General features: G+C 60.7%; 23 protein-coding genes. 14 read left to right on the top strand and 9 right to left on the bottom strand.

Features of this window, described 5'->3' with window-relative positions; genetic code table 11:
• The first annotated feature begins 638 nt into the window (after window positions 1-638).
• The 12 genes from ccoN to hemN all read left to right on the top strand — a co-directional run bounded on the left by ccoN (window position 639) and on the right by hemN (window position 11526).
• On the top strand, window positions 639-2081 hold the full coding sequence (gene ccoN / locus KBY08_RS03885) for a cytochrome-c oxidase, cbb3-type subunit I (RefSeq protein ID WP_011268422.1): 1443 nt from the start codon (window positions 639-641) through the stop codon (window positions 2079-2081).
• The gene (ccoO, locus tag KBY08_RS03880) at window positions 2081-2689 is read left to right on the top strand and encodes a cytochrome-c oxidase, cbb3-type subunit II (RefSeq protein ID WP_004408121.1); all 609 of its coding nucleotides are present in this window, start codon (window positions 2081-2083) and stop codon (window positions 2687-2689) included. Before ccoN ends, ccoO begins: the two co-directional genes overlap by 1 nt.
• Before the next feature lie 5 nt (window positions 2690-2694).
• Entirely contained in the window at window positions 2695-2886 is a 192-nt protein-coding gene (locus KBY08_RS03875) for a CcoQ/FixQ family Cbb3-type cytochrome c oxidase assembly chaperone (RefSeq protein WP_004408120.1), read from the top strand.
• Window positions 2883-3860, top strand: coding sequence for a cytochrome-c oxidase, cbb3-type subunit III (gene ccoP / locus KBY08_RS03870; protein ID WP_024642994.1), 978 nt, complete (start codon window positions 2883-2885; stop codon window positions 3858-3860). Before KBY08_RS03875 ends, ccoP begins: the two co-directional genes overlap by 4 nt.
• A 125-nt stretch (window positions 3861-3985) precedes the next feature.
• Window positions 3986-4237: a type II toxin-antitoxin system prevent-host-death family antitoxin gene (locus KBY08_RS03865; protein ID WP_003370228.1), complete on the top strand. Its 252-nt coding sequence runs from the start codon at window positions 3986-3988 to the stop codon at window positions 4235-4237.
• Window positions 4237-4689, top strand: a complete 453-nt coding sequence (locus tag KBY08_RS03860) for a type II toxin-antitoxin system VapC family toxin (protein WP_004408118.1) — start codon at window positions 4237-4239, stop codon at window positions 4687-4689. The genes KBY08_RS03865 and KBY08_RS03860 overlap by 1 nt, the downstream gene beginning before the upstream one ends.
• Before the next feature lie 64 nt (window positions 4690-4753).
• The gene (gene ccoG / locus KBY08_RS03855; RefSeq protein ID WP_111522244.1) at window positions 4754-6166 is read left to right on the top strand and encodes a cytochrome c oxidase accessory protein CcoG; all 1413 of its coding nucleotides are present in this window, start codon (window positions 4754-4756) and stop codon (window positions 6164-6166) included.
• 10 nt (window positions 6167-6176) lie between these two features.
• Window positions 6177-6713, top strand: coding sequence for a FixH family protein (locus KBY08_RS03850; RefSeq protein WP_011268427.1), 537 nt, complete (start codon window positions 6177-6179; stop codon window positions 6711-6713).
• 2 nt (window positions 6714-6715) lie between these two features.
• Window positions 6716-9190, top strand: coding sequence for a heavy metal translocating P-type ATPase (locus KBY08_RS03845; protein ID WP_111522243.1), 2475 nt, complete (start codon window positions 6716-6718; stop codon window positions 9188-9190).
• Window positions 9169-9372: a cbb3-type cytochrome oxidase assembly protein CcoS gene (gene ccoS, locus KBY08_RS03840; RefSeq protein WP_004408106.1), complete on the top strand. Its 204-nt coding sequence runs from the start codon at window positions 9169-9171 to the stop codon at window positions 9370-9372. The genes KBY08_RS03845 and ccoS overlap by 22 nt, the downstream gene beginning before the upstream one ends.
• On the top strand, window positions 9365-10048 hold the full coding sequence (locus KBY08_RS03835; RefSeq protein ID WP_004408104.1) for a sulfite exporter TauE/SafE family protein: 684 nt from the start codon (window positions 9365-9367) through the stop codon (window positions 10046-10048). Before ccoS ends, KBY08_RS03835 begins: the two co-directional genes overlap by 8 nt.
• A gap of 95 nt (window positions 10049-10143) precedes the next feature.
• Window positions 10144-11526: an oxygen-independent coproporphyrinogen III oxidase gene (gene hemN / locus KBY08_RS03830; protein ID WP_024660949.1), complete on the top strand. Its 1383-nt coding sequence runs from the start codon at window positions 10144-10146 to the stop codon at window positions 11524-11526.
• Between the two features lie 14 nt (window positions 11527-11540).
• Here the strand turns inward: hemN and KBY08_RS03825 are convergent, their stop codons facing one another.
• Window positions 11541-12008, bottom strand: a complete 468-nt coding sequence (locus tag KBY08_RS03825) for a chemotaxis protein (protein ID WP_004408101.1) — start codon at window positions 12006-12008, stop codon at window positions 11541-11543.
• Window positions 12009-12160: 152 nt separating this feature from the next.
• On the opposite strand from KBY08_RS03825, the gene fnr reads away from it, so the two are divergent.
• Both fnr and KBY08_RS03815 read left to right on the top strand, forming a co-directional pair.
• Window positions 12161-12895 carry a fumarate/nitrate reduction transcriptional regulator Fnr gene (gene fnr / locus KBY08_RS03820; RefSeq protein ID WP_004408100.1) on the top strand — a complete coding sequence of 245 codons (735 nt, stop codon included), beginning with the start codon at window positions 12161-12163 and terminating at the stop codon, window positions 12893-12895.
• A gap of 61 nt (window positions 12896-12956) precedes the next feature.
• Entirely contained in the window at window positions 12957-13505 is a 549-nt protein-coding gene (locus KBY08_RS03815) for an adenine phosphoribosyltransferase (RefSeq protein ID WP_024652073.1), read from the top strand.
• A gap of 420 nt (window positions 13506-13925) precedes the next feature.
• Here KBY08_RS03815 and KBY08_RS03810 read toward each other — a convergent pair whose 3' ends face one another.
• From KBY08_RS03810 to KBY08_RS03775, 8 genes are all read right to left on the bottom strand, one after another.
• Window positions 13926-14327, bottom strand: a complete 402-nt coding sequence (locus tag KBY08_RS03810; RefSeq protein WP_003316837.1) for a DUF2802 domain-containing protein — start codon at window positions 14325-14327, stop codon at window positions 13926-13928.
• The gene (locus KBY08_RS03805) at window positions 14328-14807 is read right to left on the bottom strand and encodes a chemotaxis protein CheW (protein ID WP_003370201.1); all 480 of its coding nucleotides are present in this window, start codon (window positions 14805-14807) and stop codon (window positions 14328-14330) included.
• Between the two features lie 57 nt (window positions 14808-14864).
• The gene (locus tag KBY08_RS03800) at window positions 14865-15767 is read right to left on the bottom strand and encodes a CheW domain-containing protein (RefSeq protein ID WP_024640968.1); all 903 of its coding nucleotides are present in this window, start codon (window positions 15765-15767) and stop codon (window positions 14865-14867) included.
• 75 nt (window positions 15768-15842) lie between these two features.
• Window positions 15843-16631, bottom strand: coding sequence for a ParA family protein (locus tag KBY08_RS03795; protein ID WP_003316833.1), 789 nt, complete (start codon window positions 16629-16631; stop codon window positions 15843-15845).
• 45 nt (window positions 16632-16676) lie between these two features.
• On the bottom strand, window positions 16677-17564 hold the full coding sequence (motD, locus tag KBY08_RS03790) for a flagellar motor protein MotD (protein WP_004408098.1): 888 nt from the start codon (window positions 17562-17564) through the stop codon (window positions 16677-16679).
• 6 nt (window positions 17565-17570) lie between these two features.
• Complete coding sequence (locus tag KBY08_RS03785; RefSeq protein ID WP_003436124.1) at window positions 17571-18311, bottom strand: flagellar motor protein; 741 nt, start codon at window positions 18309-18311, stop codon at window positions 17571-17573.
• Window positions 18311-19471: a protein-glutamate methylesterase/protein-glutamine glutaminase gene (locus tag KBY08_RS03780; protein WP_004408097.1), complete on the bottom strand. Its 1161-nt coding sequence runs from the start codon at window positions 19469-19471 to the stop codon at window positions 18311-18313. The genes KBY08_RS03785 and KBY08_RS03780 overlap by 1 nt, the downstream gene beginning before the upstream one ends.
• A 50-nt stretch (window positions 19472-19521) precedes the next feature.
• A complete protein-coding gene (locus tag KBY08_RS03775) occupies window positions 19522-21789 on the bottom strand; it encodes a chemotaxis protein CheA (RefSeq protein WP_024659391.1) in 2268 nt (755 codons plus the stop codon).
• Between the last annotated feature and the right edge of the window lie 15 nt (window positions 21790-21804).

Below are 21804 nucleotides of genomic sequence, written 5' to 3'. Positions count from 1 at the left end.
CCCGCTACTATAGCGGCGAACAGGGTTGCGAATCCTGCACGAATCGCGAGCGCGAGGCGCATCGGCATGCCTCGTCCCGTCGGACAGCCACCATTCAGGTCTGCCCGAGTACTCTGTCAAGGTGCAAAAGGTAAAGTACCGAGGCGATGAGCGCCCCAAACCTGACACCCCGGGCGGTTTCATTGACGGCACTGGCCTCGCACAACTGCAACAACACCGCTGAGTCGGTCACCAGAGTCATATACCTGCTCAGGCCAATTTGCGGGGCAATGACAGGTGTCACTGCCGACTGAATAGACGTGACGGTCTTTGCGCGAGTCCTGATCAACTCTTCTGTACGCGAAGGTCGCCACCGCTGTGTTCCAGTCCAGCGGCGATGCGTGAACTCCGCACCCTGCAACGGGGTGCGGAATACCCACTCACACATAGCGCTGCCCTCTGCGCCTTGCTACGACTTCCCACACCCCTGTTTCAAAGCTAAACTCGCGAAACGCGTCTGCCGCAACCCTTTGACACTCTTTGATGTGCCTGTCTGTTCCTGCCCCTGCCTTTTCGGTGTGCTTCGATGCCATTTCCAGCGCTGCATCGCCCTGGCCCGATTACGTCTGCGGTAACCCTCTGAATCGTGGAAGTCTGCAATGAGCACAACAATCAGTCCGACAACCTACAACTACACCGTGGTGCGCCAGTTTGCCATCATGACCGTGGTCTGGGGTGTGGTCGGCATGAGCCTGGGCGTGTTCATTGCTTCGCAGCTGGTCTGGCCAGGGCTGAACCTGGAACTTGAATGGACCACCTTCGGGCGCCTGCGCCCGCTGCACACCAATCTGGTGATCTTCGCTTTCGGCGGCTGCGCGCTGTTCGCCACCTCCTATTACGTGGTGCAACGCACTTGCCAGACGCGGCTGATTTCCGATGGTCTGGCGGCCTTCACCTTCTGGGGCTGGCAGGCCGTGATCGTCGGCGCCATCGTCACGCTGCCGATGGGCTACACCACCACCAAGGAATATGCCGAGCTCGAATGGCCGGTGGCGATTCTGCTGGCCATTGTCTGGGCCGCCTACGCTGCGGTGTTTTTCGGCACCATCGTCAAACGCCGGACCCGGCATATCTATGTCGCCAACTGGTTCTACGGCGCGTTCATCGTGGTGACCGGCATGCTGCACATCGTCAACCATATCTCGTTGCCGGTCAGCCTGTTCAAATCCTATTCGGCGTATGCCGGCGCCACCGACGCCATGATCCAGTGGTGGTACGGACACAATGCCGTCGGTTTTTTCCTGACCACCGGTTTTCTCGGCATGATGTATTACTTCGTGCCCAAGCAGGCCGAGCGCCCGGTCTACTCCTATCGTTTGTCCATCGTGCACTTCTGGGCATTGATCACCCTGTATATCTGGGCCGGTCCGCACCATCTGCACTACACCGCCCTGCCAGACTGGGCGCAGTCGCTGGGCATGGTGATGTCGATCATTCTGCTGGTGCCCAGCTGGGGCGGGATGATCAACGGCATGATGACGCTGTCAGGCGCGTGGCATAAGTTGCGGACCGATTCGGTACTGCGCTTTCTGGTGGTCTCGCTGGCGTTCTATGGCATGTCGACCTTCGAAGGTCCGATGATGGCAATCAAGACCGTCAACTCGCTTTCGCACTACACGGACTGGACCATCGGCCATGTCCACGCCGGGGCACTGGGCTGGGTCGCGATGATTACCATCGGGTCGGTCTACCACATGATTCCGAAACTCTATGCCCGCCCGCATATGTACAGCGTCAGCCTGATCAACACGCACTTCTGGCTCGCGACCGTCGGCACCGTGCTGTACATCACCTCGATGTGGGTCAATGGCATCACCCAGGGCCTGATGTGGCGCGCAGTGAACGACGACGGCACGCTGACCTACTCCTTCATCGAAACCATGCAGGCCAGCCACCTGGGCTATATAGTGCGGGCTATCGGCGGCGCGATTTTCACCAGCGGCATGTTGCTGATGGCCTACAACGTGGTGCGTACGATACGTGCCTCGGACCCGCAGGCAGCCGAATCAGCCACCCGTATCGCCGTCGCGGGAGCGCATTGATGAAGCATGATGCGCTCGAAAAAAACATCGGCCTGCTGGCCTTCTTCATGGTGATTGCCGTGAGCATCGGCGGGCTGACGCAGATCGTCCCGCTGTTCTTTCAGGACGTCACCAACCAGCCTGTCGAGGGCATGAAGCCGCGCAGCGCGCTTGAGGTGGAAGGCCGTGATGTGTTCATCGCCAACGGCTGCGTCGGTTGCCACTCGCAGATGATCCGCCCGTTGCGAGCCGAAACCGAGCGCTACGGGCATTACTCGGTGGCGGGCGAAAGCGTCTGGGACCACCCCTTCCTGTGGGGCTCCAAACGCACCGGGCCGGACCTGGCAAGGATCGGCGGTCGCTACTCGGACGAGTGGCACCGGGTACACCTGAACAACCCGCGCGACCTGGTCCCGACCTCGATCATGCCGGCCTACCCGTTTCTGGCCGAGAAGACCATCGACAGCACGCAGACTGCGAAAAAGCTGCAGGTGCTGCGCACCCTCGGCACCCCGTACACCGACGCGGATATCGCCGGTGCAGCGGCTGCGGTGCAGGGCAAGACCGAAATGGACGCGCTGGTGGCCTATCTGCAAGGCCTTGGCACGCTCATCAAGAGCAAACGGTGATCATGATGGACATCGGAATGATTCGAGGCCTTGGCACACTGGTCGTGATGGTGGCGTTCATCGGCCTGATGCTGTGGGTGTTCAGCCCTGCCCGCAAGGCAGACTTCGACGACGCGACCCTGCTGCCTTTCGCGGATGACCCCGAGGCCATCGGCAAGGTCGAAACTGCCAGGGCTGAACGGGAAGGCCGGTCATGAGTACGTTCTGGAGCCTGTACATCGCGGTCCTGACCCTGGGCACCATCATCGCCATGCTCTGGCTGCTGCTGTCCACACGCAAAGGTCAGCCCGACGAACCGACAGATGAAACCGTCGGCCATACGTTCGACGGTATCGAGGAATACGACAACCCGCTGCCCAGATGGTGGTTCTATCTGTTCCTGGCGACCATCGTCTTTGCGCTGGGCTATCTGCTCCTGTACCCGGGGCTGGGCAACTGGCAGGGGTTGCTGCCCGGTTATGAATACCGGGACCAGGACAGCAAGACGCAATTCTCCGACGGCCAGCAAGGCTGGACCAGTGTCCATGAATGGGAGCGGGAAGTCGCAAACGCCGAGGCCCGTTATGGGCCGCTGTTTGCCAGGTACGCGGCCATGCCCGTCGAGGAAGTGGCCAAAGACCCGCAGGCGTTGAAAATCGGTGCACGTCTGTTCGCGTCCAACTGCTCGGTCTGCCACGGCTCTGACGCGAAAGGCGCCTATGGCTTTCCCAACCTGACCGATGCCGACTGGCGCTGGGGCGGCGATGCCCAGTCGATCAAGACCTCCATTCTTGCAGGCCGTATGGGCGTGATGCCAGCCCTGGGCGGCGTGCTCGGCGAACAGGGTGTTCGCGATGTGGCGGCCTACGTGCTGACGCAGCTGGACGCGCGCGCACTACCGGAGGATGCCAAGGCTGACCCGGTGGCCGGACAGAAGACCTTCACCAGCCTGTGCGTGGCCTGTCATGGTCCAGAGGGCAAGGGAATGCCGATTCTCGGCGCACCGGATCTGACCCACCCCAACGCGTTTATCTACGGTTCCAGCTACGCTCAGTTGCAGCAGACCATACGTGATGGCCGCCAGGGCCAGATGCCTGCTCAGCAAGCACTGCAAGGCAATGACCGGGTTCACATTCTGGCTGCCTATGTTTACAGCCTGTCCCGCCAAGAGCAGCCTGCTGAATCCAGATGACAGGGCTCCGCTCAGTCCATGGTTGTTGCAGTCTGAAACAACAAATTCGTTGTAGTTACATCTCTACATAACTAGACTCGTTCACGACCACAATACGCTGTCTACTCATTCCGGAAGTCGCGCACATGCCCACTACCCTCTCCAGCCGTGAATTCAATCAGGACACCAGCGGGGCCAAGAAGGCGGCTAATGAAGGCCCGGTGTTCATTACCGACCGAGGCCGCCCGGCCCATGTGCTGCTTTGCATCGAGGATTACCTGAAGCTGACCGGCAGTGCGGCAAGCATCGCCGACATGCTGATAATGCCCACTGACATCGATATCGAGTTCGAGCCTCAGCGCGCCGTGATCACGCCCCGACAGGTTGATCTGTCCTGATGTTCCTGCTCGACACCAACGTGGTTTCAGAGCTCAGAAAGCGCACTGCAGACGCCAATGTGCTGCGCTGGTCGCGAACACAAATGGCCTCCAGCCTGTTCATCTCGTCCATCACGATTCTTGAACTCGAAACAGGTATCCTGCGCATCGAACGCCGCGACCCGACACAAGGCGCAATATTGCGAATGTGGCTCGACCAGCATGTATTGAAGGCGTTCGCCGGGCGTATCCTGACCGTCGACACTCAAGTCGCTAGGCGCTGCGCTCAACTGCACGTTCCCGACTCGCGCAGCGAATGCGATGCGTTGATCGCCGCCACTGCGCTGGTGCATGGCATGACCGTGGTCACACGCAACACAATGGACTTTCAGTCGTGCGGGGTCGCACTGCTCAATCCCTGGGTCAGCCAGTTGAATGAAGAAGCGGCCATTTATTCACGTGCAGCACGTTGAACGCGTATGTGAACCTGCCTGACCGGTATCAGCCGGGGTCAGGCTACCGCCACTGGACTCATCGATGACCAAGCAGATTCCAGTACACGACATCACCCCGGCATCCGAAACAGGCGGCGAATTCACCGACCTCTATGCTTCGCGCGAGAAGATCCAGACCCGCGCGTTCAAAGGCCTGTTTCGAAACGTGCGGATGCTCGGCGGCGCCCTGTTGCTGCTGATCTTTTTCGGCACGGTCTGGCTGAATCGCAGCGGGCATCAGGCGGTCTGGTGGAATCTGCCGGAACGCAAGTTCTACATCTTCGGTGCAACGTTCTGGCCGCAGGATTTCATCCTCTTGTCCGGCATTCTGATCGTTGCAGCGTTCGGGCTGTTCTTCATCACCGTCTATGCCGGACGGGTCTGGTGTGGCTATACCTGCCCGCAGAGTGTCTGGACCTGGATCTTCATGTGGTGCGAGAAAGTGACTGAAGGCGACCGCAACCAGCGCATCAGGCTCGACCACGCCTCGATGAGTGCCGGCAAACTGCTGCGCAAGTTCGCCAAACACAGCCTGTGGCTGCTGATCGGGTTTGCCACCGGTATGACCTTCGTGGGGTATTTCTCACCCATCCGCGCGCTGTGCGTGGATCTGTTCACGGGCCAGGCGGATGGCTGGGCCTATTTCTGGGTCGGTTTCTTTACCTTGGCCACTTACCTTAATGCCGGCTGGCTGCGCGAGCAGGTATGCATTTACATGTGTCCCTATGCGCGGTTCCAGAGCGTGATGTTCGACAAGGACACGCTGATCATCTCCTACGACCAGAATCGTGGCGAAGCCCGAGGTCCGCGCAAGAAGGAGGCCGATCCTCAGGCACTGGGGCTGGGTGACTGCATCGACTGCACGATGTGCGTGCAGGTCTGCCCGACCGGCATCGACATTCGTGACGGCCTGCAGGTGGAGTGCATCAGCTGTGCGGCGTGCGTCGATGCCTGCGATACGGTCATGGACAAGATGGATTACCCTCGCGGCCTGATTCGCTACACCACCGAACACAATCTGTCCGGGCAACGCACCCGCACCCTGCGCCCGCGTCTGATCGGTTATGCGCTGGTCCTGCTGCTGATGATTGCGCTGTTGACCGCGGCGTTCTGCATGCGCACGCTGGTGGGTCTGGAGGTCAGCAAGGACCGCATGCTGTTCCGGGAAAACGCCGAAGGCCGGATCGAGAACGTCTACAGCCTGAAAGTGATGAACAAGGATCAGGTGGACCACGCCTATGTGCTGCAGGCAAGCGGCCTGCCCGACCTGAAACTCCAGGGCCGTCGTGAAATCAGCGTTCCGGCGGGCGAAATCATCAGCCTGCCGGTGGAGCTGTCCAGTGCGCCGGAAAAACTGCCGTCGCACAGCAACGAGGTCACCTTTACCCTCAAGGACATCGACAGCGATACACAGGTCGAGACCCAAAGCCGCTTCCTTGGCCCACCTATTCGTTAAGAGCCCCGTCATGCCCGCTGCGACTGCTGCAAGCCCCTGGTACCGGCACCTCTGGCCATGGATCATCATCGCCATCCTCACCGGTTCGGTGACCTTGAGCCTGTCGATGGTGTTCATCGCCGTGACCCACCCGGACCCGCTGGTTACCGACAACTATTACGAGGCCGGCAAAGGCATCAATCGCTCGTTGAATCGCGAAGTGCTCGCCCAGACCCTCAAACTGCATGCGCGTCTGCACATGGATGAGCTGACCGGCGAAGTCGAACTGCGCCTGAGCGGCAACAGCAACCCGGAGCGTCTGGAACTCAACCTGATTTCACCCACGCGCCCTGACAGTGATCGCCGGGTGTTCCTGACCCGAAGCCCGTCCGAACCAGGCCGTTACATCGGTCAGTTGCAGGACAAGGTCAACGGTCGGCGTTTTGTGGAACTGCTGGGTGTCGAAGGCGAGCAGACCTGGCGCCTGTTCGAGGAAGAACAGATTGGCACTGACGACGTGACCCTCGGTGACGAACCCCTGCAAGCCGCGCAACGCCGGAAAGACTGAACGTGGCCAGGCCCTCCTCTCCCACGCCGCTGCACTGCTACCACTGCGGTTTGCCGGTTCCGGCGGGCAGCCATTTCAACGCGGTGGTGCTCGGTGCAACCCGACAGCTGTGCTGCCCCGGTTGTCAGGCAGTGACCGAGGCCATCGTTGCCAGCGGTCTGGACAACTACTACCGCCATCGCAGTGAAACCTCGGCCAACCCGGGAAGCCTGCCCAGCCAATTGCTCGATGAACTGGCGCTCTACGATCGCCCCGACGTACAGGCGCCATTCGTGCGCCACGACGGCGACCTCTCAGAGGCCACCCTGCTTGTCGAAGGCATCAGTTGCGCGGCCTGCGGCTGGCTGATCGAGCAACGCCTGGGGCGATTACCCGGGGTGACCGAAGCGCGGCTGAACCTGTCCACTCATCGCCTGCTGGTGCGCTGGAACGCCGACCAGCTTGCCCTCAGCCAATTGCTCAACGAACTGCACGCGATTGGCTATGTCGCCCATCCATGGCAGGCCGATCGCGCTGCCGAACGCCTGGCGAGTGATAATCGCCTGGCGTTGCGACAACTGGGCGTCGCCGGCCTGCTGTGGTTCCAGGCCATGATGGCAACCATGGCCACCTGGCCGGAGTTCAATATCGACCTCAGCCCGCAGATGCACACCATACTGCGCTGGGTGGCGCTGTTTCTGACCACGCCGATCGTCTTCTACAGTTGCGCACCGTTCTTTCGCGGTGCCTTGCGCGACCTGCGCAGCCGCCACCTGACAATGGATGTGTCGGTGTCGCTGGCAATAGGCGCGGCCTACGCCGCAGGGATCTGGACCGCTGTCACCGGCGCTGGCGAACTGTATGTCGATGCCGTCGGCATGTTTGCACTGTTCCTGTTGGCTGGCCGCTACCTGGAGCGCCGGGCCCGCGAGCGCACGGCGGCGGCCACCGCCCACTTGGTAAACGTGCTGCCCGCCTCATGCCTGCGCCTCAGCGATGACGGCCAGAGCCAGCGCATCATGCTCAGCGAGCTGCACCTGGCTGACCGGGTGCTGGTGCAGCCCGGTGCAGTGATACCGGCTGATGGCAAAATCCTCGAAGGCCGCTCCAGTGTCGACGAGTCGTTGTTGACCGGCGAATACCTGCCACAAATGCGCAGTGTAGGCGATGCGGTCACCGCAGGAACGCTGAATGTCGAAAGCCCGCTGACCATCGGCGTGACGGCGCTGGGTCACGAAACCCGCCTTTCGGCCATTGTCCGACTGCTCGAACGTGCTCAGGCAGAAAAACCCCGACTCGCGCAGATCGCCGACCGGGCGGCACAGACCTTTCTGCTGTTATCGCTGATCGCAGCTGCGCTGATCGGGGTGATCTGGTGGCAGCTGGACGCATCGCGCGCGGTCTGGATCGTGCTGGCCATGCTCGTCGCCACCTGCCCTTGCGCACTGTCGCTGGCGACGCCGACCGCCTTGACTGCGGCGACCGGCACTCTGCACAGACTCGGCCTGCTGCTGACCCGAGGTCACGTGCTCGAAGGCCTCAACCAGATCGACACGGTCATCTTCGACAAGACCGGCACCCTGACCGAAGGACGCCTGACGCTGCGCAGCATTCACCCATTGCGCGAGCTGGACGCCAATCGCTGCCTGGAGCTGGCGGCCGCCCTGGAAAACCGCTCCGAGCACCCCATCGCCCGCGCCTTCGGTCGAGCGCCGAGAGCTGCCGAGGAGGTGCTCAGCACACCGGGGATGGGTCTGCAAGGTCGTGTCGACGGGCATCTGCTGCGCATCGGCGAGGCGGCTTTCGTCTGTGCGCTGAGCGGCGCTGAAACGCCCTTGCCAACTGAAATATCCGGCCAATGGCTGTTGCTGGGCGATGCGCAGGGCCCACTCGCATGGCTGGTGCTGGACGACCGGCTGCGCGAGGATGCAGCCATCCTGTTACACGCATGCCGGGCGCGAGGCTGGAAAACGCTGCTGTTGTCCGGTGACAGCTCGCCGATGGTTGGCAGTGTCGCGCAGGCGCTGGGCATCGACGATGCGCGTGGCGGCATGCGCCCGGACGATAAGCTGGAGGTGCTGCGCCAGCTTCAGGCTCAGGGGCGCAAAGTGCTGATGATCGGTGACGGGGTGAACGACGTACCGGTCATGGCAGCAGCCGACATCAGTGTGGCGATGGGCTCGGCCACCGACCTCGCCAAAACCAGCGCTGACGCCGTGCTGCTGTGCAACCGCTTGCCGGTGCTGATCGACGCCTTGAATCTGGCGCGACGCACGCGGAGGGTCATTATCGAAAACCTGCTCTGGGCCGGTCTGTACAATGGCCTCATGCTGCCCTTCGCGGCGCTGGGCTGGATCACTCCGGTGTGGGCGGCGATCGGCATGTCGCTCAGTTCGCTGACTGTGGTGCTCAACGCCTTGCGCCTGACCCGCCTGTCGCGTCGTGCGCCTGTCTCCCCATCTGCCCCGGAGGTTTCATGCCCGCGCTTTACATCATGATCCCTGCCGCTCTGCTGCTGGTGGGCGTGGCGATCTACGTGTTCTTCTGGGCAGTGGACAGCGGCCAGTACGACGACATGGAAGGTCCGGCACACAGCATATTGTTCGATGACACGCCGCCTGTGGAACATGTCCCGCCTGAGCCTCCCCAGTCGGGCGCGGACGAGAAACGCGATGTTTGAACTTGCTTCGATGCTGTTCTCGGCATTCATTCTCGGGCTGCTGGGCGGTGGTCACTGCCTGGGTATGTGTGGCGGCCTGATGGGTGCCCTGACGCTGGCCATCCCCAAAGAACAGCGCAGCCGCCGGTTTCGTCTGCTGCTGGCCTACAACCTGGGGCGCATTCTCAGCTACGGCGTTGCCGGCGTGTGTTCCGGACTGGTCGGCTGGGCGGTCGCGCAAAGTCCGCTGGCGACAGGCCTGCGCATCGTCGCCGCCGTGTTGCTGATCATGATGGGGTTGTACCTGGCCGGCTGGTGGAGCGGACTGACCTATATAGAACGCCTTGGCCGAGGCCTGTGGCGTTATTTGCAACCCCTGGCCAGTCGCCTGTTGCCGGTGTCCAGTGTGCCGCGCGCCTTGTTGCTCGGCGCCCTGTGGGGCTGGCTGCCCTGCGGGCTGGTCTACAGCGCCCTGCTGTGGGCCGCCAGCCAGGGCAATCCTCTCGACAGCGCGCTGCTGATGCTGGCCTTCGGGCTGGGCACCTGGCCCGTTCTGCTGGCCACCGGCCTGGCTGCCGAGCGCACTACGGCCTTGCTGCGCAAACGTGGTGTGCGCATGGCGGGAGGGCTGCTGGTGATAGTCTTCGGTATCTGGACCTTGCCAGGCCCGCATCAGCATTGGCTGATGGGCCATTGAGGCCGGTAACTCTTGCCATTTGATCCACATCAAAGCCGCCCCTCGGTCTCCTGCGTATGCTCGCGACATCGCCAGCCGGACCGGGAAACGCGCGCATGCTTGACGCCATTCGTTGGGATTCAGACCTGATCCATCGCTACGATGTGGCAGGACCGCGCTACACGTCCTATCCGACAGCGGTGCAGTTTCATACCCAAGTGGGCGGCTTCGAGCTGCTGCACGCGCTACGCGAAAGCCGCAAGGCGTCACGTCCGTTGTCGCTCTACGTGCATCTGCCCTTCTGCGCGAACATTTGCTACTACTGCGCCTGCAACAAAGTCATCACCAAGGATCGCGGACGCGCTCAGGCCTACCTGCAACGGCTCGAGCACGAGATACAAATGCTCGCCTGTCACCTGGCGCCCGGTCAGGTGGTGGAGCAACTGCACCTGGGCGGCGGTACGCCAACCTTTCTCAGCCATGATGAACTGCGCCGCTTGATGGCGCAGTTGCGCTTGCATTTCAATCTGCTGGAAGACGACTCCGGCGACTATGGCATCGAGATCGATCCTCGCGAAGCGGACTGGGCGACGATGGGACTGCTGCGCGAGCTGGGTTTCAACCGGGTCAGCCTGGGCGTTCAGGACCTCGACCCGACGGTGCAGCGGGCGATCAACCGCATGCAGAGTCTGGAAGAGACCCGCGCGATTGTTGAAGCAGCGCGCACGCTGCAATTTCGTTCGGTGAATATTGATCTGATCTACGGTCTGCCCGCGCAAAACCCGCAGACCTTCAGCCACACCGTGGACAAGGTCATCGATCTGCAGCCTGATCGGCTGTCGGTGTTCAACTATGCGCATCTGCCCGAGCGCTTCATGCCGCAGCGGCGCATCGACGCGGCGGATCTGCCGGATGCAGCGAGCAAACTGCTGATGCTGCAGCGCACCGTCGAACAATTGGGCAACGCCGGCTATCGCTACATCGGCATGGACCATTTCGCCCTGCCCGACGACGAGCTGGCCACCGCCCAGGAAGACCTGACCCTGCAGCGCAACTTTCAGGGCTATACCACTCACGGTCACTGCGATCTGATCGGGCTGGGGGTTTCGGCCATCAGCCAGGTCGGCGAGCTGTACAGCCAGAACAGCAGCGACCTGAGCGAATATTCAAGGCTGCTGGACAGCGATCAGCCCGCAACCAAACGCGGCCTGCTCTGCAACGATGACGACCGCATCAGGCGCGCGATCATTCAGCAGTTGATCTGCCACTTCACCCTGGATTTCGGCGAGATCGAAAAGAATTTTTGCATCGATTTCAGGGACTATTTCCGCGATGCGTGGCCGCAACTGCTTGGCATGGCCAGCGACGGGCTGATTACGCTGAGCGAGACGGGCATTGAAGTGAGACCGGAAGGCCGCCTTTTGGTACGCGCAGTGTGCATGGTCTTCGATGCCTACCTGACCCGACAGAACAGACAGCAGTTCTCCCGGGTGATATGAGCCGTTGCCAAGTGCTACATCTTGGCCAGAACCAGCATGCCCGCCTTGGTCTTGTCGCCGTCACTGGAGCCCAGGCTGTTCATGAGCGACGACAGATCGGCCGTGGAATTGCTCACCTGCGCCTGCAACGTACTGAGCACGGTCTGTAGCGCCGCCGCCTTGGTCCTTCGCTCCTCGGGGCTCAGGCTGGGGTCATTCAGGGCCTTCTGGATCTGCTCCATGGTCTCCTCGATCCTGCGCTGAAGTTCGCGAATCGCCTTGAGGATCTTCTGCACGGAAGCCGGCAGACCGCTCTGCTCGATATCAGCGTTTCTGGAAGACGATGACGCAGCCGCCTTGCCTTCTGCCGACAAATTGACCTGCACGCCCTTTGTCTCGCTTGCCGACGCCTCGGCAGTGCTTTGCCCGGCGCTACTGTAGGTGGTCTGAGAGGTCGCAGTGCGGATCGTAATGCTGTTGATCAACGGGAGTGTCGTTGACATGACGGGGCATCCTGGCTTGGCTGAAGGAATACGGGGTTATCGGCAGACAATCCGCAACCTTGACGACGCCGACAGGTTTGCAGGCTGGCCCCGACAAGCCTGGGTGAGTTACCCTTACGGCTTATGTGTGATTTCCCACAAGGAATTAAGTGATGTCCGAGCCAGTCAAGTTGCGCGCTCAAACCCAGGCTCACTGCAAGGATTGCAGTCTCGCGCCGTTGTGCCTGCCCCTTTCGTTAAATACCGAAGACATGGACTGCCTTGACCAGATCGTCAAACGCGGCCGGCCACTGAAGAAAGGCGAGTTTCTGTTTCGCCAGGGTGACACCTTCGAGTCGGTCTACGCGGTGCGTTCCGGGGCGTTGAAAACCTTCAATATCAGTGACAGCGGTGAAGAACAACTCACCGGCTTTCACCTGCCCAGCGAACTGGTAGGCATGTCCGGTATGGACGCCGAGGCTTACCCGGTCTCGGCGCAGGCACTGGAAACCACATCGGTCTGCGAAATCCCTTTCGAGCGCCTGGACGAGCTGTCCGTAAGACTGCCGCAACTGCGTCGGCAGTTGATGCGCGTCATGAGCCGTGAGATCCGTGACGATCAGCAAATGATGCTGCTGCTGTCGAAAAAGACCGCCGATGAGCGTATCGCCACGTTTCTGATCAATCTGTCTGCACGCTTTCGCGCCAGAGGCTTTTCGGCCAATCAGTTCCGCCTGAGCATGTCGCGCAATGAAATCGGTAATCACCTGGGTCTGGCAGTCGAGACGGTGTCCCGTGTATTTACCCGATTCCAGCAAAATCAGCTGATTTCTGCCGAGGGCAAAGAGATACACATCCTCGACCCCATCGAGCTGTGTGCGCTGGCTGGCGGGTCGATGCAAAGCTGAAACGTGCGATCTTTGGCGGGTCGGCTTAAACTGTCGGCCAAAACTGCCATGGAACCCCCTGATGACTTTCGATCAATCGAACTTCAAATCCCTCATCCGCCCGGTCGTGGACTTCCCCAAGCCGGGCGTGGTCTTCCGTGATATCACGCCCCTCTTCCAATCACCCAAGGCCACCCGCCAGGTGATTGACAGCTTCGTGCAGCGCTACATCGATGCCGAATTCAGCCACATCGGCGTGATGGACGCGCGGGGTTTTCTGATCGGTTCGGTGGTCGCGTATCAGCTGAACAAGCCGCTGGTGCTGTTTCGCAAACAAGGCAAGCTGCCCGCCGATGTACTGTCCGAGGCGTATCAGACCGAATACGGCGAAGCGTATCTGGAAGTGCATGCCGACAGTCTGTGCGAAGGCGACTCGGTCGTCATGTTCGATGACCTCATCGCGACCGGAGGCACGCTGGTCGCCGCCGCCAACCTGATCCGCCGTATGGGTGCCGAAGTGTACGAGGCCGCTGCGATTATCGACCTGCCGGAACTGGGCGGCTCCAAGCGTCTTAACGACCTGAAGATCCCGACGTTCTGCCTGACCGAGTTTGCGCTGGACGAGCAGTAACGGCACAGGCACGAGAGTTACAGGTTCCAAACGGTCCAGCGCTCACGGCTATCGTAAATGCGCTTTTTTATCGCGATGGCACTGACGACGCAGAGTGCGACGTAAGTGACGGCTGAGTCCTGGCGCTGATCCGGGGGTAGCCTGGCAGGACGCCAGGCTAGCCGCACCGCGCCATGGATGGCGCGTTGCGGCGACCCCCGGATCAGTGACAGGGCGAAGGAACCCGACGAAGTCGGGCCGGAAACAGGAGCGAGGGGCTTTGCTTACTTTGGCCCCATCAAAGTAAGTCGCCGAGGGGCGAAAAGGTGACTTGAGTCGAACCCCAATCTACCTGACATCACAGAACCACTGTGTGACGCGGAGCGTCACGAACTGCATTCCCACGCGGAGCATGGGAACGATAGCCATCCGAACGAGAAACTAGCTCGCTGTATTGCCGTGCAGTTTGGTCATCAATTGCGCTTCGGCCTGGGTCAGGCCGCAGGACTGGGTCAGCTCATCGATGCTGGCACCCATGCCGACCAGACGGGCGGCCTGGGCGAAGGACAGCGTGGAGGGATCGCGCTGCTCCAGCGCAGTGAGCTTGTCCGGTAACGGCGCAACGACGGCACGCAGCTCATGCAACGCTTCGCCCATGCGCACCGTACCGTTCTGGTAGTTGTCCAGGCGTCTGGCCAACTCCTTGATCCGCTGATCCCGCAAGGCAGCCGCCTCATCACGCTCGGCGTCGAGCTTGCGCTGACGCCTGGTATGGGCCAGGAACATAAACAGGGTGACAACCCAGAGAATGCCCAGAAAGACGACAGCTACCTCAAAGATCAATCAGATGTTCTCCAGCTCGGACCACTCTTCTTCGGACATCATTTTGTCCAGTTCAACCAGAATCAACAGCTCGCCGTTCTTGTTGCAAACGCCCTGAATGAACTTGGCCGATTCGTCGTTACCGACGTTAGGCGCAGTTTCAACTTCTGACTGACGCAAGTAAACCACTTCAGCCACGCTATCGACCAGGATACCGACCACTTGCTTGTCGGCTTCGATGATCACGATACGCGTATTGTCACTGACTTCAACCGGGGCCAGGCCAAAACGCTGACGCGTATCGATCACGGTCACGACATTGCCGCGCAGGTTGATGATGCCCAATACGTAGCTTGGCGCACCCGGCACCGGGGCGATTTCAGTGTAGCGCAGCACTTCCTGCACCTGCATTACGTTGATGCCGTAGGACTCGTTATCTAGGCGGAACGTGACCCATTGCAGAATAGGATCTTCGGAACCTTGTGCAGACGACTTATTCATAACCCCAACCCCTCACGTGTGTTCTTTGCAGGTGATGCCACTGGCATCGACCCATGATTATTTCGACTTGTTCAACTGCTTGACCGCGCCACTGGCTATCAGCTCGGCCAACTCTGCAACATCCAGCAACGCGCACATGTGCTCGATGACCGTGCCCGCCAGCCATGGACGATGACCTCGCTGCGCGCGCCATTTGATCTCGTTCGGATCAAGACGCAACGAACGGCTGACCTGATGCACCGCCAGCCCCCACTCGTACCCCTGCACCGAAATCACGTACTGCAATCCCTGGCGAAAATCGTCGCGGTAGCGATCAGGCATGATCCAGCGCGCGGTATCCAACACTTTCAGGTTGCCTGCCTGGCACGGCAGGATCCCGAGAAACCAGTCCGGCTGACCGAACAGCGGCGTCAGCTCCTGCCCCGCCAGCGGATAAATCGACCCCAGGCACACCAGCGGCACCGCCAGTGTCAGACCGGCCACATCGAACAACAGGCATTCGAACGGCTCGGCAGCCCATGCCGGACGACCATCGCTGGTCGGCGGTGGCGTCGGAGTGCGCTGGGCTGCCAGCGTCCTCAACTCGGCGACCGGTTCCACCAGCGCAACGGTGGGCACTGCCTCTTCAACCTGAGCCACGTCAACCTGCACCGCTTCGGCAACGATCACCGGAGCGACTTCAACCACTGGCGCAGGCGCTGCGACCTGTACCTCGACAGCCACCGCAGCCGGTGCGGCAACCGCGACCGCCAGCGGTTTGATCTGCGCCTGCATCCGCGCATCAAAGGCCTGCTCTTCGAGCACAGCCGCCTGAAATTCATCGATGCTGCTGACGGGCTCTTCGAGCACCTCAGTCGCGTCGTACAGCAATGCGTCCAGATAGGACTGCAATGCCAGTTTGGGTCGTGTTGCTACTTCTACAGGGCGGTTCATACCGGGGCCCAACAAAAAATGGAGCATGTGCAGCCTGATAGAGTTATCGGCCGCATTGAGGCATCACTTGAGCAAACAATGTAGAAAGAGTAGGCGTTCACGTCAGGCCACCTGCGCATTGAGCTGCTCGGCGAGCATATGCTTGAGCAATGCCCGGTAAGCGATCACACCACGACTCTTGCTGTCGTTCTGCGACGGCGTAAGACCCAGACGGCTGGCATCGCGCAGTCGGGTATCGACCGGCACATAGGCTTGCCAGACATGCTCGGGGAAGCTGTCACGCAACAGTTTCAAGGTGCCCATCGAGGCCTGGGTACGGCGGTCGAACAAGGTCGGCACGATGGTGTAAGGCAGCGGCACCTTGCGCGAACGGTTGATCATGGTCAGCGTATTGACCATGCGCTCCAGACCTTTCACGGCCAGAAACTCGGTTTGCACCGGAATCGCCAGTTGCTGGCTGGCCGCCAGTGCATTGACCATGAGAACGCCCAGCAGCGGCGGACTGTCGATCAACGCATAGTCAAAATCCTGCCACAACTGAGCCAGGCTTTTCGCGACAACCAGGCCCAGGCCGCTCTGGCCGGGTGACTGGCGTTCCAGCGTGGCGAGTGCAGTGCTGGACGGTATCAGCGAGATACGTTTGTCGCTGGTAGGCAGCAGCAACTGGCCGGGAAGACCGTCCGGCACCGCGCCTTTATGCAGGAACAGATCGAAAGCACTGTGTTCCAGCTCGTCCGGGTTATGCCCGAAATAACTGGTCATGGAGCCGTGAGGGTCCAGATCGACCACCACCACGCGCTTGCCTGAATCGGCCAGCAAACCGGCCAGGGCAATGGTCGTGGTGGTCTTTCCGACTCCACCTTTCTGGTTGGCTACTGCCCAGACTCTCATTAATTGTTTTCCTTCCGTACAGCGACGACCATACCGATACGATGTTTAGGGGGCGGGTGACGGAGAATTGACGGCGTTCGCGCGTACCGGCGGCTTTGCTGGCACCGGTGCAGTTTGTGTGCCAGCACGCCGCAATGCAGCATCCGGCTGCACATTGGCTGATCCGGCGCTGGTCAGGCTGCGGCGAATATCCAGATTCCGGGAGATAACCAGCACTACACGGCGGTTCTTGGCGCGTCCGGCGGTGCTGGTGTTGGGAACGATCGGCTGAAACTCACCGTAGCCCACCGAGGCGAGTCGCGCCGGATTGACGCCGTCCATGGCCAGCATGCGCACAATGCTGGCAGAACGCGCCGAAGACAGTTCCCAGTTGGTCGGAAACTGTGCAGTACTGATCGGCTGGTCGTCGGTAAAACCCTCGACATGGATCGGGTTGTCAAAGCGTTTGACGATCCCGGCGACCTTTTCAATGATGGTGAAGGCCTTGTCGCTGGGCATCGCATCGCCGCTGCCGAAAAGCATGCTGGAGTTAAGCTCGATCTCGATCCACAGTTCGTTGCCGCGCACAGTCATCTGGTCGGACTTGATCAGGTCACCGAAGGCATCGCGCACGTCCTGGGCGATGGTCTGCAACGGGTCATCGGACGCCTGACCTATGCCGGCGTCAGTCTGCTCGCTGTCCTTGACCAGCGGCTCGGCGGGCTTGATCGAGACCGGGCGCTGCTCACCAATGGGGATCGGCTTCATGGTGCGCTCGGTGTCGTTGAACACGCCGACCAATGCCTGGGACAGAATCTTGTACTTGCCTTCGTTGACCGAGGAAATCGAGTACATCACCACGAAAAACGCGAACAGTAAGGTAATGAAGTCGGCATACGACACCAGCCAGCGTTCGTGATTTTCGTGTTCTTCGACCTGACGACGGCGAGCCATGCGCTGTTACTCCATGAAGCCTTGCAGCTTGAGTTCGATGGAGCGCGGGTTTTCACCCTCGGCGATGGACAAAAGACCTTCAAGCAACATTTCGCGATAGCGCGCCTGACGGTGGGCAATGGCCTTGAGCTTGTTCGCCACTGGCAGAAGGATCAGGTTGGCCATGGCCACGCCATAGATCGTGGCGACAAAGGCCACCGCAATACCGCTGCCCAGTTGACTGGGGTCAGCCAGGTTGCCCATGACATGAATCAGGCCCATGACTGCGCCGATGATACCCACGGTCGGCGCGTAGCCGCCCATGCTTTCGAATACTTTCGCAGCCTGAATATCGCGGGTTTCCTGAGTGATGAAATCCACTTCGAGAATGCTGCGAATCGCTGCCGGCTCGGCACCATCGACCAACAGTTGCAAACCTTTGCGGGCATAACCGTCGGGCTCGGAATCGGCTACGGTTTCCAGACCCAGCAAGCCCTCTTTGCGGGCAGTCATGCTCCAGCCGATGACCCGGTCGACACCACCGGGCAGGTCGATACGTGGCGGGAAAATGATCCAGTGGATGATCTTCATGGCACGCATGAACGCGCTCATCGGCGACTGCAACAGCGAAGCACCGAGCGTACCGCCCAGCACGATCAGCGCCGCCGGGCCATTGAGCAAGGCACCGAGGTGCCCGCCTTCGAGAAAATTGCCACCAATGATTGCGACAAACGCCAGAATCAGACCGATAAGACTCAGTACATCCATCAGAGACAAGCCTCTACCAGGTGCCGACCGATGTCGTCGAGACTGTAGATCGCGTCCGCAAGCTCAGCCTTGACGATGGCCATCGGCATGCCATAAATCACGCAGCTCGCTTCATCCTGAGCCCACACGGTACTGCCGGCCTGCTTGAGCAGACGCGCGCCCTCACGGCCGTCAGCGCCCATGCCGGTCAAGACCACCGAAAGCACCTTGTCGCCGTAGGACTTGGCGGCAGAGCCAAAGGTGATGTCGACACAGGGCTTGTAATTGAGGCGCTCGTCGCCCGGCAGAATCTTCACCGTACCGCGTCCGTCAACCATCATCTGCTTGCCACCCGGCGCCAGCAGCGCCAGACCAGGACGCAATACGTCGCCGTCTTCGGCTTCCTTGACGCTGATCTTGCACAGCTTGTCGAGACGCTCGGCAAATGCCTTGGTAAACGCCGCAGGCATGTGCTGAATCAGCACCAGTGGTGCCGGGAAATTGGCTGGCAGTTGGGTCAGCACCCGTTGCAGCGCAACCGGGCCGCCCGTTGAGGTGCCGATGGCCACCAGCTTGTAGGCCTTGCGCTTGGCCGTGCCGGAAGTCGTCGGGTGCGCCGGCGCATGACTGGCCGGGGCGGCTGGAGCCGCAGCAGGTGTCGCAGTGCGTGACGGTACCGCCCTGGCAGGTGCCGGGGCTGGCGCAGAGGCGCGGCTGGACAACGTCGACGGCGCCGGCGCGGCCGGAGCTGCACTGGCTGAACCGAACCCGCTGGAACGACGGTTGCTGCGTGAAATGCTATTGATTTTCTCGCACAGCAGTTGCTTGACCTTCTGCGGGTTGCGCGAGATATCTTCGAAATTCTTGGGCAGAAAATCCACCGCACCGGCATCAAGAGCATCCAGCGTCACGCGCGCACCTTCGTGCGTCAGCGACGAGAACATCAATACCGGGGTGGGGATACGCTGCATGATATGGCGAACTGCCGTAATGCCATCCATCATCGGCATTTCGTAGTCCATGGTGATGACATCCGGCTTGAGCGCCAGCGCCTGCTCAATCGCTTCCTTGCCGTTGGTGGCGGTGCCGACCACTACAATGTTGGGGTCCGAAGAAAGAATTTCCGTAACGCGGCGGCGGAAAAAACCGGAATCATCCACCACCAGGACCTTGACTGCCATAAACACTCCAATAGGTGTCGCAGGCAGCCAGGCTGCCCGCAACCCCGGGTTCAGATACGCCGTGCGGCGTAACGCTTGAGCATGCTGGGTACATCGAGAATCAAGGCGATGCGACCGTCACCGGTGATGGTGGCGCCCGACATGCCCGGCGTACCTTGCAGCATCTTGCCCAGCGGTTTGATAACCACTTCTTCCTGACCAACCAGTTGATCGACGACAAAGCCGATGCGCTGGGTACCGACTGTGAGGATCACCACGTGCCCTTCGCGCTGCTCCTCGTGAGCCGCTGAACTGACCAGCCAGCGCTTGAGGTAGAACAGCGGCAAGGCCTTGTCACGTACGATCACTACTTCCTGGCCATCAACCACGTTGGTAGTCGACAGGTTCAGGTGGAAGATTTCGTTGACGTTGACCAGCGGGAAAGCGAAGGCCTGGTTGCCCAGCATCACCATCAGGGTCGGCATGATCGCCAGGGTCAGCGGCACCTTGATGACGATCTTCGAACCCTGGCCCTTGGTCGAGTAGATATTGATCGAACCGTTGAGCTGGGAGATCTTGGTCTTGACCACGTCCATGCCCACACCGCGACCCGACACATCGGAAATCTCGGTTTTGGTCGAGAAACCCGGCGCAAAGATCAGGTTGTAGCAGTCGGTGTCACTCAACCGATCGGCTGCATCCTTGTCCATGACGCCGCGCTTCACAGCAATGGAGCGCAGGACGTTAGGGTCCATGCCCTTGCCGTCATCGGAGATCGACAGCAGGATATGGTCGCCCTCCTGCTCTGCCGAAAGGATTACCCGACCGCCGCGGGACTTGCCCGTGGCTTCGCGCTCTTCCGGCGTTTCGATACCGTGGTCGACCGCGTTACGCACCAAGTGGACCAGCGGATCGGCAAGCGCCTCTACGAGGTTCTTGTCGAGGTCGGTCTCTTCACCGACCAGTTCCAGGTTGATCTCTTTCTTGAGCTGGCGAGCCAGGTCACGAACCAGACGCGGAAAACGACCGAAGACCTTCTTGATCGGCTGCATGCGGGTTTTCATCACCGCAGTCTGCAGATCGGCAGTCACCACATCCAGGTTGGAAACTGCCTTGGACATGGCTTCATCGCCGCTGTTGAGACCCAACCGCACCAGGCGGTTACGCACCAGCACCAGCTCGCCGACCATGTTCATGATCTCGTCCAGTCGGGCGGTATCGACACGAACCGTGGTTTCAGCCTCTGTAGCCACCGGCTTTTCGCCGCTGGGTGCAGGAGCGCGCGCAGGGGCCGGAGCGGGTTTGGCCGGCTCGGCTTTCGCAGCAGGCGCCGGAGCAGGCTTGGCAACAGGAGGCGGCGGTGGCGGAGCAGCCGCTGCGGCTGCCGGAGCAGGCGCCTTGGCAACAATCGCCTCAGGCTCGAACTTGCCCTTGCCGTGCAATTCGTCGAGCAGGCTTTCGAATTCGTGATCGGTGATTTCGTCCGATGCAGCCGCAGCAGCGGGTGCCTTGGCAGCAACGGCTACAGGTGCCGCAGCTACGGGAGCCGCTACAGCGCCATCAAACGAGCCTTTGCCGTGCAGTTGATCGAGCAACGCTTCGAATTCGTCGTCGGTGATTTCATCACTGGCAGGCGCTGAACTGCCCTGCGCCACAGGTGCAGGGGCCGGAGCGGTTGCGGCATCGGCCGCAAATTTGCCCTTGCCATGCAGCTGATCAAGCAGGGATTCAAATTCCTGATCGGTGATCTCATCACCCGCCGGCGCAGCCGCTGCTGCTGGCGTCTGTGCAGGCGCTGCAGACACCGGGCTGGAGCCGTGCAGCGAATCGAGCAACTGCTCGAATTCATCATCGGTAATCTCGTCGCCAGCCGCCGGTTCTGCAACCGGAGCAGCAGCCTGTACTTCAACCACCGGCTCCGGCTCAGGGGCAACGGCCTCGTCGGCGGATTGTGGCTCGGCCAGCCGCGCAAGTGCGGCCAGCAGTTCTGGCGTCGCCGGGGTTACGTCAGTCCGTTCACGTACCTGACCAAACATGCTGTTGACGGTGTCCAGTGCTTCCAGGACCACGTCCATCAGTTCGGAATCAACGCGACGTTCACCCTTGCGCAGGATGTCGAACACGTTTTCGGCGATGTGGCAGCACTCCACCAGCTCATGGAGCTGGAGGAAGCCGGCGCCCCCTTTTACAGTGTGAAAACCGCGAAAAATTGCATTGAGCAGGTCAGCATCATCCGGTCGGCTTTCCAGCTCGACCAATTGCTCTGACAACTGCTCCAGAATTTCGCCGGCCTCTACCAGAAAATCCTGAAGGATTTCTTCATCGGCGCCGAAGCTCATGGGGTGCTCCCTAAA

The organism is Pseudomonas sp. P135, assembly GCF_020312125.1.
Taxonomy (GTDB): domain Bacteria; phylum Pseudomonadota; class Gammaproteobacteria; order Pseudomonadales; family Pseudomonadaceae; genus Aquipseudomonas; species Aquipseudomonas fragariae.
Note: the sequence above shows the minus strand (reverse complement) of the source record. Positions and strands in the feature narration are given on the sequence as shown.

Bases quoted from the DNA above. Each gene is read 5' to 3' on its own strand.
- ccoN (WP_011268422.1), top strand. From the start codon at position 639: ATGAGCACAACAATCAGTCCGACAACCTACAACTACACCGTGGTGCGC.
- KBY08_RS03850 (WP_011268427.1), top strand. From the start codon at position 6,177: ATGCCCGCTGCGACTGCTGCAAGCCCCTGGTACCGGCACCTCTGGCCA.
- KBY08_RS03815 (WP_024652073.1), top strand. From the start codon at position 12,957: ATGACTTTCGATCAATCGAACTTCAAATCCCTCATCCGCCCGGTCGTG.
- KBY08_RS03805 (WP_003370201.1), bottom strand. From the start codon at position 14,807: ATGAATAAGTCGTCTGCACAAGGTTCCGAAGATCCTATTCTGCAATGG.
- KBY08_RS03780 (WP_004408097.1), bottom strand. From the start codon at position 19,471: ATGGCAGTCAAGGTCCTGGTGGTGGATGATTCCGGTTTTTTCCGCCGC.
- KBY08_RS03795 (WP_003316833.1), bottom strand. From the start codon at position 16,631: ATGAGAGTCTGGGCAGTAGCCAACCAGAAAGGTGGAGTCGGAAAGACC.
- ccoS (WP_004408106.1), top strand. From the start codon at position 9,169: ATGCCCGCGCTTTACATCATGATCCCTGCCGCTCTGCTGCTGGTGGGC.
- KBY08_RS03785 (WP_003436124.1), bottom strand. From the start codon at position 18,311: ATGGATGTACTGAGTCTTATCGGTCTGATTCTGGCGTTTGTCGCAATC.
- hemN (WP_024660949.1), top strand. From the start codon at position 10,144: ATGCTTGACGCCATTCGTTGGGATTCAGACCTGATCCATCGCTACGAT.
- KBY08_RS03800 (WP_024640968.1), bottom strand. From the start codon at position 15,767: ATGCTCCATTTTTTGTTGGGCCCCGGTATGAACCGCCCTGTAGAAGTA.
- KBY08_RS03865 (WP_003370228.1), top strand. From the start codon at position 3,986: ATGCCCACTACCCTCTCCAGCCGTGAATTCAATCAGGACACCAGCGGG.
- ccoG (WP_111522244.1), top strand. From the start codon at position 4,754: ATGACCAAGCAGATTCCAGTACACGACATCACCCCGGCATCCGAAACA.
- KBY08_RS03835 (WP_004408104.1), top strand. From the start codon at position 9,365: ATGTTTGAACTTGCTTCGATGCTGTTCTCGGCATTCATTCTCGGGCTG.
- fnr (WP_004408100.1), top strand. From the start codon at position 12,161: ATGTCCGAGCCAGTCAAGTTGCGCGCTCAAACCCAGGCTCACTGCAAG.
- KBY08_RS03860 (WP_004408118.1), top strand. From the start codon at position 4,237: ATGTTCCTGCTCGACACCAACGTGGTTTCAGAGCTCAGAAAGCGCACT.
- KBY08_RS03775 (WP_024659391.1), bottom strand. From the start codon at position 21,789: ATGAGCTTCGGCGCCGATGAAGAAATCCTTCAGGATTTTCTGGTAGAG.
- KBY08_RS03825 (WP_004408101.1), bottom strand. From the start codon at position 12,008: ATGTCAACGACACTCCCGTTGATCAACAGCATTACGATCCGCACTGCG.
- ccoO (WP_004408121.1), top strand. From the start codon at position 2,081: ATGAAGCATGATGCGCTCGAAAAAAACATCGGCCTGCTGGCCTTCTTC.
- KBY08_RS03875 (WP_004408120.1), top strand. From the start codon at position 2,695: ATGGACATCGGAATGATTCGAGGCCTTGGCACACTGGTCGTGATGGTG.
- ccoP (WP_024642994.1), top strand. From the start codon at position 2,883: ATGAGTACGTTCTGGAGCCTGTACATCGCGGTCCTGACCCTGGGCACC.
- motD (WP_004408098.1), bottom strand. From the start codon at position 17,564: ATGGCTCGCCGTCGTCAGGTCGAAGAACACGAAAATCACGAACGCTGG.